The following is a 12,635-nucleotide window of genomic DNA, read 5'->3' as shown; positions in this document are numbered from 1 at the left end:
ACCTGTTAATTCTGACAGTTGACAATGGCTCCGTTTAGATCGAAAAGAACCTGCCGCCATAGTCGTTGATACGGATCGTCCATGACACACGCCAACACACCGACGATCGCTGTGATCGACCCTTGTGCAAAGGCTGTGCGGGCAGTGGCCTATCACCGGCGCAAGGCGGGCGACACGACAGAGTCACACATTACTCAGCAGGTCTACGATACAGCTGGGCGCGCCGTCCACAGCCGTGACCCACGTCTGTTCCAGTTGCTCGAAGGCGGCTCCGGCGAGGCCGTCAATCAGTCCACGGTGTTCAGCCTCTCAGGCACGGCGCTGCTGTCCGAAAACGGCGACGCCGGATGGCGCCTGGGATTGTTCGGTGCAGCCGGGCAACGGTTGCAGGGCTGGGACCAAAAACGTAATCAAAGCCGCGCGATCCATGACGATCTGCTGCGACCGAGCGCCATTTTCGAGCAGGCTCAAGGTCAAACAGAGCACTGTACCGAACGCTTTTCATACGCCGACGCCACAGCAGAAACCGCCGCCCACAACCGCTGCGGTCGGTTGATTCGCATTGACGACACGGCCGGCACACAACACTTCACTGAATTCAGCCTTGCGGGTGCCCCTCTTGAGCAGTCCCGACAATTCATTGCTGACCCGCAGTCGCCAGTGAATTGGCCCGAAGTCGAAACTGAACGCGACGCCTTGCTGGAGCTCGAACCTGCTATCACCCGCGTACGCTACAACGCCGTTGGCGAACCGTGCGAACAGACCGACGCCGGGGGTAACCGGCAAATCTTCAGTCAGACCCGCGCCGGTGAACTGCGAGAAGTACGCCTGAAACTGGACAGTGCTGCCGAAGAGAAGACGCTGGTCAGCGCCATCCGCTACAACGCCTTCGGCCAGATTGAACAGCAACTTGCCGGCAATGGCGTAAAGTCTTGCGCGACCTATGCAGTCGAGGACGGCAAACTCTTGCAACTCAAGGCCCGGGCCCTGGGAAAAGCACCACGGCAAGACCTGACTTATGACTACGATCCCGTGGGCAATATTCGCAGCATCAGCGATGCTGCCCAGGCTATTCGCTACTTCCGCAATGAGCGGGTGGCCGCGATCAATACCTACGAGTACGACAGCCTCCATCGATTGATCTTTGCCAGCGGCCGACAAACCCGTAATGCTCCGAGCGGCCCGCACTTACCGGTCTTTCAGTCACCCGCCGATCCCGGCCAACTGGAAAACTACCAGCAAACCTTTCACTACGACCCCGCAAACAATCTGGAACGGCTGCAACACACGGCCGACAGCAACAGTCGCACCGAACACACCGCTGTCGCTTCACTCAACAACCGTAGCCTGCCGTACAGCGCTGATGGTAAACGCCCCGACGAAGACGAGATTCGCGCCGGCTACGACGACAATGGCAACCTGAACACGTTGCAACCCGGCCAACCCTTGCTATGGGACCTGCGCAACCAGTTGCGCCAGGTCGATCAGGTGGAGCGTGAAGAAGAGCCCAACGACGCCGAGCTCTACCTTTACGACAGCAACGGCCAACGCCAGTGGAAAATCCGCACGGCTTACACCGGCACGCTGACCCATACCCATGAAACCCGCTACCTGCCAGGCCTGGAGATTCGCACAGGCCCCAAGGAAACCCTGCACGTGATCACCGTGCAGGCCGGACGCTGTACCGTGCAGGTGCTGCACTGGAAAAAAGGCCAACGAGTGGACATTCCCGAAAACCAGCACCGTTACACCTTCACCGACCACCTGGGCTCCAGCACGATGGAGCTCGATGACCACGCCGAACTCATCAGCCAGGAATGTTATTACCCCTATGGCGGAACGTGCTGGTGGGCCGGGCGGGACAAGGTGGAGGCGAGCTACAAGACCTTTCGCTACTCAGGCAAGGAGCGCGATGCAACAGGACTGTGTTACTACGGCCACCGGTACTACCTACCTTGGCGACAGCGTTGGTTGAGCGCTGATCCGGCGGGCGCTACGGATGGGTTGAATCTGTATGCCATGGTGCACGGCAACCCGATCAGGCTCGTCGATACTCAGGGGCTTTTCGGGGTGGACACGCTATATGCGGCAGGAGCGACACTGGTTCGTGAAGGCGGTAGTGCTCTCGTTTCTGCGACACTGCAATATGGCGCGACTATGGCAATCGGCGCGATGAGTCCAGTCGGCAGCCTGTTGACTGCGATGGGAGCCCTTTCCGGCTGGATATCGGGGGGCGTCACCGGGTATGCCGAAGCCAATCGAGCCCTGTCCACCTCTTCGACGAACAGCAGGGCAAGAATACTTACGACAAAGGTCAGCGGCATTCTTGTTGGTGCCAGTATCGGGGCTGCGCCTTCATTGATCGGCCATTTCACATCCCCGGGGGTCAATACCGCTGCTGTTTCACAAATCGCCAGTGGCTTTGGGTCAGCGGTTCGCGAAGGGACGTCGCAATACGTGTCCCATGTTGGTCCCAGCAACCCTTCGACTCCTTATCCCAGCGTAAAGACCGCAGGAACGAGTATCGTTGCTGCGGCGAGCGTTGGTGGAGCCTTCGGCTATGCCGGTGGACAATTGATGTCTGCTGTATTGGGTGAGGCAGGCAAAGGTTTAGAAGCGATTCTCGTCGGCTCCGCAGCGACCGCGACGAGCGCTGCCGCTGCATCACTTGTACGCGGAATCTACAACACCCCCACCAAACCGGCTAAAGGAGGAGAACCTACCTTTGACATTCCTAAAGCCATAACCGGCATCACCACTCGCCACGCTTTCGCATCGCTAGGTCTATTGGCCGACCAAGCTGTAGTGAATCTGGTTCCCGGATATATGGACTTGGATCCTGTAACAAAAAACATGATCAAAAGAGCGCTCGGCACCGCCATCGGTGACCAACGCGCCATCATTACCACCTCCGTGACCGAAGGCCTCGCCGTACATAAGCCCACTACCGAGAACATAGAAATGAGCACGATAAGACCTAACGACTCCATCGTGAATATTTCCGCGACTCCACGAGGGTCGGTCGTCTTGCCCGGCGCCGGCTCGTACGAGCTGAGGCAGCGTTCTCGATCTTCGACGCCGTACTCCAGCCGACCTCCGTCGCCTCATTGAGACGCCCCTTTTTGGCGCAGACCAAATCGGCCTCAACGCCCCGGCGGCGTTTCACCCAGCGGCACCACCGCCATGGTCAACCGCGACACACAGCTGGCCTTGCCTTCATCACTGCTCAAGCGAATATCCCAGACGTGCGTGGTGCGGCCGATGTGGATCGGCTTGGCCACCGCCGTTACCCGGCCGCTGCGCAAGCCGCGCAAGTGGTTGGCGTTGATTTCCAGGCCCACGCAATAGAATTTGCTGGCGTCGATGCACAGGAAGCTGGCCATGGAACCAACGGTTTCGGCCAGTACCACCGAGGCGCCGCCATGCAGCAAACCGTAGGGCTGGTGGGTGCGATGGTCGATGACCATGCTGGCGGTCAGCGACTCGTCATCAAACGCCTCGAAGCGTATATCCAGCACTTCGCCGATGGTGTTTTTCTGAATCGCGTTCAACTGTTCAATGTTGGGAACGGTACGCCACAGACTCATCGCTACATCCTCTTCTGGTTTTATTTCGGGTCAATCCTGCCACAGCACCGCTTCGCTGCGTGCACTCCATTCTTCAAACCGTGCGCCATACACGGCCTCGATCACGTTGCGCTTGATCTTCAGTGTCGGCGTGAGAAAGCCGTTTTCCACCGCCCAACTGTCCCTGACCACCACCAGTTGGCGCAGGCGTTCGTGTTTATCAAGGGCGCCGTTAACCTCGTCGAGCAAGCTTTCCAGGCTCGACTGCAAGGCATTGCGCGCCACACTGGCGGCATCTTGCAGGCCGACTGCCGAGAGTACGCACAGACCAAGTGGCGCACTCAGGCCGTCACCGACCACGCACACCTGCTCGATGCGCGAATGTACCGCCAGACGGTTTTCAATCGGCGCCGGTGCGACGTACTTGCCCTTGCTGGTCTTGAAGATTTCCTTGAGCCGCCCGGTCAGGCGCAAGTTGCCTTCGGCGTCTTGCTCGCCCTTGTCACCGGTGCGCAGAAAGCCGTCCTCGGTGATCGTCTCGGCGGTTTTCTGCGGCTCCTTGAAATAGCCGAGCATGGTCGCACCACTGTGCACCAGCACCTCGCCCGAGTCCTCGATCCGCACCTCCACCCCCGGACACGGCTTGCCGATCCAGCCAGGTTTATTCTGGCCCGACAGGCAAATATGCGAATAACCGCAGTTTTCGGTCATGCCGTAGACCTCAAGCACCTCCAGCCCAAGGCGCTGGTACCAGTGCAGCAAGGCTTGCGGCACTGGCGCGGCGCCCGACAAGGCAATGCGCAAGGCATCCAGCCCCAGACCCGCGAGCACCTTGTGCCCGACCCGCTTGCCGATGATCGGTAAGCCAAGGAGGAAATCCAGGCGTTTTGCCGGAATTTTGCTGTACACGCCCATCTGGAATTTGTTCCAGATGCGCGGCACGCCGAACAGCGCCGTGGGTCGTGCACGCTGCAAATCGCTGAGAAACGTGTCGAGGCTTTCGGCAAAAAATACCGTTTGCCCGGTATAGATTGACGCCAGCTCGACAAACATCCGCTCGGCGACGTGGCACAGCGGCAGGTACGACAGCAACCGGTCCGACTCATTGAGACCAAACAACTGCGTACCGTGAGTGGTGGCGAAACCCAGGTTACCGAAACTGTGCATCACCCCTTTGGGCAAGCCGGTGGTGCCGGAGGTGTAGATGATGGTCGCCAACTGGTTGGCGTCGGGCGTTGGGTCGTCCTGAATCGGTGAGCTGTGTTGCAGATCGGCCCAACTGAAATCGAAGTCACCCGCGGGACACAACGGCAGGCTGATGGTCGGCAGATCGGTGCTGACGCCCCTGGACATGCCTGGCCAATCATCCAGCTTGCCGATGAACACCAGCGCAGCCTCCGAGTGTTCGAGCACCTGGGCCACCGAATCGGCGGTGAGGTTGGGGTACAACGGAACGCAGAGATGCCCGGCCATCCAGATCGCCAGGTCGGCAATGATCCAGTGCGCGCAGTTTTTCGAGATCAGTGCAATGTGGCTGCCTTGAGGCAGCTCCCGGGCGCGTAGCCAGTGAGCGGCGCACCGCGCCTGATGGCCGACGTCGGCCCAGGTCAGCGTCTCGACCTGACCACCGCCAATCGGCTGGACCAGAAAACGCTGGCGGGGATGGCGAGCTTCACGCTCGTAGAACACTTGCAGCGGCAAACGAAAAGCGGCGGACATGCGATGCGCTCCTTTTTGTTCGGTATGGCGGCAAGCGTAGCCAACCAAGCAGTTGCTTGGTTGGCTATTTCAAAACAAAATCCAGCCAGGAGCACGCATTCCCGTAGCAGCTGGCGCAGCCTGCGTTCGGCAGCTGCTACAGATTATCCATGCCCTCCGCAGATTACGGATTTTTGACGCTATTGAGCGTCATGCCCCCAGCCAACGGCAAATCAGCTTCAAGCTCAGCCAGGCTGGCCGTGCTCATCGGCTGCGGTGCACGCAAATGGCCGTGCTGCAAGTAGCCGATCAAGCTCCCCACCAGCGGGTTATGGCTGACCAGCAGGACGTTATCCTCCGTGTCGAGCCGATCGACGACGGTCAACGGATTGCTTTCTGGCGCCAGCCAGGTCTCGGTGCGGATCTCCGGCTCAAAACCCAGCACCTCACGCACCAGTTGCGCAGTCTGCTGCGCCCGCATGTACGGGCTGGCAATAATCGCCTGAATCGGCTGGCCGATCAGTTGCGCGGCACTTCGCAGCACTTCTTCACGACCATGTGCAGTCAACTCCCGCTCAGCATCGCTACGGGCGTGAGACTCGGCTTCACCGTGACGCAACACCCAGAGTTTCATAGCTTTGGCTCCTCATCACGGGCCGGATGTGGCGCGGGTGGTACAGCGTGCGGGGCTTCGCCTTCCGGTGCACGCGGAGTCGGCCAATCGGCGAATGGCCACGGTTTCTGGTCGCTGTGGAAACTGCCGAAGCGGCCGATCTGCGCCAGGAACTGGCTGAGGCTGTCACCGAAATTCATCAGGCCGGCGTTTGGTGCCCCATAGATCAACCGATAGATGAGCTGCACCAGCACCACGGCGCCGAGGATCAATTGCGCGACTTGCCAGACCAGCACATACACCAGCATCCACAGCACGCGCAGCAGGATGGATTCGTACTTGGCTGCTACTTTTGGATCGTTCATGTCTCGCTCCCTGCCCCTGTAAATGGGGGACTCAGTTGAAACCGCTGGTGGAGATAAAATCGACATCGGTTTTCGGCTCGCCGCGCATCAACAGCTCAATAACCTGATTGAGCGTGCGTCCTTCAAACAGGATCGCATGCAAACCGGCGACCAACGGCATGTAAACCCCGACTTCCTGGGCCTTGGCCTTGAGCACCTTCAGCGTGTTGACGCCCTCGGCGACTTCACCAAGGCTCGTCACCGCCTCTTCCAGGCTCATGCCCTGGCCAAGGGCAAAACCGACCTGATAGTTGCGGCTTTTCGGTGACGAACAGGTGACGATCAAATCGCCCACCCCGGCCAGCCCCAGGAACGTCATCGGGTTGGCCCCCTGATTCACCGCAAAGCGGGTCATTTCCGCCAATGCCCGGGTGATCAACATGCTCTTGGTGTTTTCGCCCATGCCCAACGCCACCGCCATGCCGGCGATGATCGCGTAGACGTTTTTCAGTGCCCCGCCCAGTTCCACACCATAACGGTCGGCACTGGCGTACACGCGAAAGGTCCGACCGTGCAATGCCGCCTGGACCCGCTGACAGAGCTCTTCGTCTTCACTGGCGACCACTGTGGCCGTCAGCGCGTGCTCGGCCACTTCACGGGCCAGGTTCGGCCCGGACAGCACGCCGATGCGCGCTTGTGGGGCGATTTCCTGAAGGATTTCGCTCATCAGCTTGAAGGTGTGGGCCTCGATGCCTTTGGTCAGGCTTACCAGCAACTTGCCGCTCAGGCGCTCGGCATAGGGTGCGAGCACCGAACGCAGGGCGTTGGAAGGCAGTGCGACGAAACACAGGTCGCACTCATTGAGGGTGGCAAGCAAGTCGGTGACCGGCTCCACCCCAGGGTGAACCTTGATGCCCTTGAGGTAGCGTGGATTCTCGCGGTTGACCCGAATGGCCTCGGCCTGTTCAGGATCGCGCATCCACTGCCGGACCTGATGACCGTTCTCGGCCAACAAATTAGCCACGGCGGTACCAAAACTTCCGCCTCCCAGGACCGCAATCGGGCGCTGTTCAGTCATATGCAATCCGTTAATCCATACCAGTGGCGATAGCCGCATTATACGGGGCGGTCTGGCGTCGGCCAGCCCCTCCATCAATTAGCAGCACTTGTAGGAAGCAGACCTGCAAAACCTGAGAAAATGCCGGCATCGTGACTGGAAAACTCAAACAGCTCGGTTAACATGCGCGGCAATTAACTGCGATCAAGGCTGTACCGTGTCTGTTGGCCCTCCTCACCTTCGCTCCTCGCTGGTTCTGGCGCTGATGCTCTCTGACCCGCTGTTGGCCGATGATCTGTTTCTCGACAACGCCGCGCTGCCCCAGGTACTGACCGCCACCCGACTGAAACAGTCGCCGGCCGCCGTGCCCGGGAGCATGACGGTGATCGACAGCGAACTGATCAAGGCCAGCGGTGCCCGCGACATCAGCGAATTGCTGCGGCTGGTGCCGGGGATGATGGTCGGTAACGTCAGCGGCAACCAGGCCGCGGTGAACTATCACGGCACCAACGCCAGCGAAGCGCGACGCATGCAAGTGTTGATCGACGGCCGTTCGGTGTACCGCGCAGGTCTGGCGACGGTGGACTGGAGCGACATTCCGGTGGCCATGGAAGACATCGAGCGCATCGAGGTATTCCGTGGCCCGAACACCGTCAGCTATGGCGCCAACGCGCTGATGGCAGTGGTCAACATCATCACCCGCGCACCGGTCAACAGCCATGGCACGCGGCTGAAAGTCACTCGCGGTGAGYGCGGCATCAACGACTGGTACGCCAGCCAGGGTACCGGCTGGGAAACCGGCGACCTGCGCTTGTCGCTGTCCGGCCAGGAAGACGACGGTTTCGACTCGAACCGCCTGGGAGCGGACTACCGCGACAGTCGCCGCTTGAACCGCGTCAACCTGGCCGTCAGCCAGACGCTCAACGAGCAGCAAAGCATCGATTGGCAACTGAATGCCAAAGACGGCACCAACCAGCGGCCTTATACCTACCGTCCGGTGTTTTCCGGGATTACTTCGGCTGGTGACAACTCTGACGTGATCGCCAAGGATTACGCCGGTTCGTTGCGCTGGAACCTGGAGCTCAACCCGGATCACAGCCTTTACGTCCAGGGGTCGGCGCAGCAGTGGGATCGGCAGCAAGTCTGGCGCGCGTGCGACGCCGAAGTGTCGTTCAGCCCGCAGCTCACCCAACTCTGGCAGCTCAACCCCAACTATGCCGAGCGCCTGGCGCGGCACATGGATAGCTATACCGGCACCGGTGCACCGCACGGCACGCCGGTCGAGCAGGCACTGGCCAACCAGGTGCTCGATCAATGGAAAGGTGGCGCCAACCGCACCGTCTGCGGTGATATCGACCAGAGCGCCCGCGAGTCGCGCTACGACCTTGAACTGCAGGACACCCTGAGCCTCTCCGACAGTCTGCGTCTGGTCAGCGGCATGAACTATCGATACGACCGGGCCGACTCCGAAACGTACTTCAATGGCACCCTCGACGACTCAATCTGGCGGTTGTTCGGCCAACTGGAGTGGCGTGCCAGCGAGCACTGGCTGCTGCAAGGCGGTGCGATGTACGAAAAAACCGAATTGGTCGGTGACTCGCTCACCCCGCGCGTCGCAATCAACTACCTGATCAACCCGCGCCACGGTCTGCGCGCGGTGTATTCGGAGGCCATCCGCTCACCCGACATGTTCGAGAACAACGTCAACTGGAGCTATCAGGTGACCAACCTCAGCCCCGGTGCCTACGGTCAGTCCAGTGCCCGTTACTTCGTCAAGACCCGTGGCCCCGGCAACCTCGCTCAAGAACACATGCGTTCGCGCGAACTGGGGTATAACGGCTTCTTCGCTGACCTTGGGCTGAACGTCGACGTGAAACTGTTCTACGACGAAATCACCGACATGATCAGCGAGCCGCTGCGCAACAACCAGTACATTGCCAGCAACAGCAATGCCTCGCGTTTCAGCGGCACTGAAACCCAGTTTGACTGGCGTGTCAGCGATGCCGATCGGCTGCGCCTGACCTACGCCTATGTCGATGCCAGGGCCAGTAATCCTCTGGACGAACAATTCAGCGCACGCAACAGCGGCTCCGCCGGTTGGCTGCGCGATTGGGGCAATGGCTGGAACAGTGCACTGTTCTACTATGGTGACGACGCACTGAATGGCTACCGCTTCGAGCGTGTCGATACGCGCATCGCCAAACGCATTGCGCTGGGCAAGGCCAATCTCGAACTGGCCGGTATCCTGCAACAACGCCTCGACAACCAGCCGACCACCTTCATCGACAACAACTATGACTCGCGCCATGTGCTCTACTTCAGCGCCGAGTTAGAGTTCTGACATGGGCCTCAGCCAGACACGCCCCCACTCCCCCCGAAGCCGCCGGCCTTGGGTTTGGGGACTGTTGCTTGTCTGCCTGGGCAGTTTGCCCGTGCGTGCTGCCGACGTGTTGCTGACCGGCGCCGAGGACAGTCCCGGCGTGCAGGCCTTTACCCGCGCCCTGGCCGAGCAGCGACCGGAAGACACGGTGCGCTTCGCACGCCTTGCCGACCTCCCCGCGCCGTCCCGGCTACCCGATGCGACACGGCTGATCTTGCTTGATCTGCCGAGCCTCGACTGGCGCCTGCAAGACAGCGAGGGACCGGCGACGCTGGTGCTGCGCATCAGCCGCCTGCAAGCCAGTCAGCGCCTGGGTAATGCCCTGCCCCTGCACCTTAGCCTGCTGTGGAGTGATCCACCGCTGAGCCGCCAACTTCGCCTGATTCAGGCCCTGTTGCCGCAAGTGCGACGGGTCGGCGTGCTGTACGGGACGAACAGCGAATTTCTGCTCAAGGAGCTGCACCATGCCGCGCACCGGCTGGGGCTGGAGATCGTCGCCGAACGTTGGGACAACACCAATGACAGCCGGCCATTGCAGGCGCTGCTGAAAAATAGCGACGTGCTGTTGGGACTTGACGATCCTGACGTGTACAACCCCAAAACCGCCAAGAATCTGCTGCTCAGCAGCTATGGCCGACAACTTGCATTGATCGGCCCCAACGCGGGGTTCGTCAAGGCCGGCAGCCTGGCCAGCACCTACAGCGATCAGGGCGATTGGCTGGCCATTCTTGACAGCTTGCTTGATCGTCCGCCGGCCAGTTGGCCGCGCACCCTCTACCCGCAGCGCTTCAAGGTATTAAGTAACCCGCAAGTCGCTCGTTCCTTAGGCATCGAACAGATTGACCCCACGGCTGTTGCAACACAGTTGGCCGAAGGAGAAAACCGCCCATGAACCTGCGCCGCCATTGGGGCATCAATACCCGCACCCAGATCATCAGCCTAGGCCCGGCGCTGCTGCTGACGTTGCTGCTGATCAGTTTCTTTACCGTCGTGCGAATCCAGGATTTACGCCAGGAGCTCAACCACACCGGCCAACTGATCGCCAATCAACTGGCCCCGGCCACCGAATACGGGGTGATCTCCGGCAACAATGAGGTGCTCGAAAGCCTGATGAAAGCCTCGCTGACAACGCCGCACGTGCGTTTTCTCGAGGTTCAGGACAACGCCAACAAGGTGTTGGTGCACGTCGAGCAGCCTTCGGAAAGCAGCCAACGCTCACAACAGATCGAAGTGTTTCAAGCACCGGTGCGCTTGCAACGGATCAGGCTCAGCGATGATTTCCTGCAGGGGCCGCCACCCGCCATCGGCCCTTCCGAAGACTATCTGGGACGCGTCGTCGTCGGCATGTCCAACGATGCCTTCAGTCAGCGGCAACAGGAGATCCTGCTCAAGGCCGCGATCCTCGCACTGTTCGCCCTGCTCTTTACCTTTCTGCTGGCGCGGCGCCTGGCCGCCAGCCTGTCGGAGCCCATCAGCGCCATGGGCAATGCGGTGAAGGCGATACAGCAAGGCAACTACAAAACACCGCTGCCGATCGTCGACGATGCCGAACTGGGCGACCTGTCGCGCCACATCAACAATCTTGCCGATGGCCTTGAGCTCGCCAGCCGCGAGCAGCATCAGGCCATGGCGCAACTGATCCAGACCCGCGAAGAAGCGGAAAAGGCCAACAGCGCCAAGTCCGACTTCCTGGCGATGATGAGCCATGAATTGCGCACCCCGATGAATGGCGTGCTGGGCATGCTGCAATTGCTCGAAACCACCGACATGACCGAGGAACAGATCGAGTACGCCGCGCTGGCCTCGGAGTCCACCGAGCACTTGCTCAAGGTCATCAACGACATTCTCGACTTCTCGCGCATCGAACGCTCGGCCCTGGAGCTGGAGCACATCCCGTTCAACCTCGCCGAGCTGATCAACAGCTGCGCCCAGGCTTTCCAGCACAGCGCGATGCAACGCGGCCTGAGTCTTGAGCTACAGATCCCGGACGACATGCAAGCCTTGCAGGTACAAGGCGACCCGACGCGGATCCGGCAGATCCTGGTCAACCTGATCGGCAATGCCTTGAAGTTCACCGAGAAAGGCCGGGTAACGATCGAGCCGCAGTGGCAATCGCTGGACCACGAATTGCTGTGGTTCACCTGCACCGTGCGCGACAGCGGGATTGGTATTTCGGCGCAAAGCCTGGAGCTGATGTTCAACGCCTTCCAGCAAGCCGACAGCTCGATCTCCCGGCGCTACGGCGGCACCGGCCTGGGTCTGCCGATTGCGCGCACGCTGGCCGAGCGGATGGGCGGCACACTGCGCGCCCAGAGCGAGGAAGGCCGAGGCTCGGTATTCACCCTGGAAATTCCCCTGGCGTTGTCCAGGCAGACGCTACCGGCCCTGGCACCGCGCACGCCTGCCGGCAACGACCACGGCGAGGGGCGCAATGTGCTGCTGGTGGAAGACAATCCGGTGAATCAGACCGTCATCGAAGCAATGCTGCGCAGTCTGGGCTTTACTGTCAGCGTCGCCACCGACGGTGCGCAGGCGGTACGCAGTGCCGAGAGCCTGATTTTCGAGGCGATTCTGATGGATTGCCGGCTGCCGGTCATCGATGGTTACGAAGCCACCCGGCAGATCCGTCAACTGCCCGGCTGCACCGACCTGCCTATCATCGCCCTGACCGCCAACGCATTGCAGGGTGACCGCGAGGCCTGCCTGTCGGCGGGGATGAACGATTATCTGGCCAAACCTTTCAAACGCACTGATCTGCAGCAAATTCTGCAACGTTGGGTACGGTAGTGGGGAGTGATCCTCCATCTGCGACTGGCGTGAAAGGCGAAAGTGCGGCAGTCTTAGGCACCTTGACAGCTCGGAATCGGGCTTGAAAAATAATTTCAGTGCACAAGTGTACATTCATGTCCCTTGTGCTGTGACTTTCACCACAACGCAATAGTCTATGAGTAGGCTGCCGGTTCGAAGCATGAACGCT

At 60.3% G+C, this 12,635-nt stretch carries 9 protein-coding genes; 4 read left to right on the top strand and 5 right to left on the bottom strand.

Annotated features, from left to right (window positions below; all coding sequences use genetic code 11):
- The first annotated feature begins 81 nt into the window (after positions 1–81).
- On the top strand, positions 82–3,111 hold the full coding sequence (locus AC1DHT_RS08210; RefSeq protein WP_427545731.1) for an RHS repeat-associated core domain-containing protein: 3,030 nt from the start codon (positions 82–84) through the stop codon (positions 3,109–3,111).
- A gap of 32 nt (positions 3,112–3,143) precedes the next feature.
- Here AC1DHT_RS08210 and AC1DHT_RS08205 read toward each other — a convergent pair whose 3' ends face one another.
- The 5 genes from AC1DHT_RS08205 to AC1DHT_RS08185 form a co-directional block, all read right to left on the bottom strand.
- Positions 3,144–3,587: a hotdog fold thioesterase gene (locus AC1DHT_RS08205; RefSeq protein WP_427545733.1), complete on the bottom strand. Its 444-nt coding sequence runs from the start codon at positions 3,585–3,587 to the stop codon at positions 3,144–3,146.
- Positions 3,588–3,617: 30 nt separating this feature from the next.
- Positions 3,618–5,285, bottom strand: a complete 1,668-nt coding sequence (locus AC1DHT_RS08200; RefSeq protein ID WP_427545735.1) for an AMP-binding protein — start codon at positions 5,283–5,285, stop codon at positions 3,618–3,620.
- 163 nt (positions 5,286–5,448) lie between these two features.
- The gene (gene sixA / locus AC1DHT_RS08195; protein WP_427545737.1) at positions 5,449–5,898 is read right to left on the bottom strand and encodes a phosphohistidine phosphatase SixA; all 450 of its coding nucleotides are present in this window, start codon (positions 5,896–5,898) and stop codon (positions 5,449–5,451) included.
- Entirely contained in the window at positions 5,895–6,242 is a 348-nt protein-coding gene (locus AC1DHT_RS08190) for a DUF4389 domain-containing protein (protein WP_054593407.1), read from the bottom strand. Before AC1DHT_RS08190 ends, sixA begins: the two co-directional genes overlap by 4 nt.
- Positions 6,243–6,273: 31 nt before the next feature.
- Complete coding sequence (locus AC1DHT_RS08185) at positions 6,274–7,299, bottom strand: NAD(P)H-dependent glycerol-3-phosphate dehydrogenase (protein WP_427545739.1); 1,026 nt, start codon at positions 7,297–7,299, stop codon at positions 6,274–6,276.
- A 196-nt stretch (positions 7,300–7,495) separates the two neighbouring features.
- Between AC1DHT_RS08185 and AC1DHT_RS08180 the strand changes: the two genes are divergently transcribed.
- From AC1DHT_RS08180 to AC1DHT_RS08170, 3 genes are read left to right on the top strand one after another with little or no spacing between them, the layout of a single operon-like run.
- Positions 7,496–9,619 carry a TonB-dependent receptor plug domain-containing protein gene (locus AC1DHT_RS08180; protein WP_477761323.1) on the top strand — a complete coding sequence of 708 codons (2,124 nt, stop codon included), beginning with the start codon at positions 7,496–7,498 and terminating at the stop codon, positions 9,617–9,619.
- A gap of 1 nt (position 9,620) precedes the next feature.
- Positions 9,621–10,550, top strand: a complete 930-nt coding sequence (locus AC1DHT_RS08175) for an ABC transporter substrate-binding protein (RefSeq protein WP_427545743.1) — start codon at positions 9,621–9,623, stop codon at positions 10,548–10,550.
- The gene (locus AC1DHT_RS08170; protein ID WP_427545745.1) at positions 10,547–12,445 is read left to right on the top strand and encodes an ATP-binding protein; all 1,899 of its coding nucleotides are present in this window, start codon (positions 10,547–10,549) and stop codon (positions 12,443–12,445) included. The genes AC1DHT_RS08175 and AC1DHT_RS08170 overlap by 4 nt, the downstream gene beginning before the upstream one ends.
- The last annotated feature ends 190 nt before the right edge of the window (positions 12,446–12,635 follow it).

Source organism: Pseudomonas sp. 05N432, from assembly GCF_056396945.1.
The sequence above is the reverse complement of the archived record's forward strand: the minus strand, read 5'-3'. Positions and strand labels throughout refer to the sequence as shown.

Excerpts from the sequence above, each read along its gene's own strand:
- AC1DHT_RS08210 (WP_427545731.1), top strand. The coding sequence starts at position 82 with ATGACACACGCCAACACACCGACGATCGCTGTGATCGACCCTTGTGCA.
- AC1DHT_RS08205 (WP_427545733.1), bottom strand. The coding sequence starts at position 3,587 with ATGAGTCTGTGGCGTACCGTTCCCAACATTGAACAGTTGAACGCGATT.
- AC1DHT_RS08200 (WP_427545735.1), bottom strand. The coding sequence starts at position 5,285 with ATGTCCGCCGCTTTTCGTTTGCCGCTGCAAGTGTTCTACGAGCGTGAA.
- sixA (WP_427545737.1), bottom strand. The coding sequence starts at position 5,898 with ATGAAACTCTGGGTGTTGCGTCACGGTGAAGCCGAGTCTCACGCCCGT.
- AC1DHT_RS08190 (WP_054593407.1), bottom strand. The coding sequence starts at position 6,242 with ATGAACGATCCAAAAGTAGCAGCCAAGTACGAATCCATCCTGCTGCGC.
- AC1DHT_RS08185 (WP_427545739.1), bottom strand. The coding sequence starts at position 7,299 with ATGACTGAACAGCGCCCGATTGCGGTCCTGGGAGGCGGAAGTTTTGGT.
- AC1DHT_RS08175 (WP_427545743.1), top strand. The coding sequence starts at position 9,621 with ATGGGCCTCAGCCAGACACGCCCCCACTCCCCCCGAAGCCGCCGGCCT.
- AC1DHT_RS08170 (WP_427545745.1), top strand. The coding sequence starts at position 10,547 with ATGAACCTGCGCCGCCATTGGGGCATCAATACCCGCACCCAGATCATC.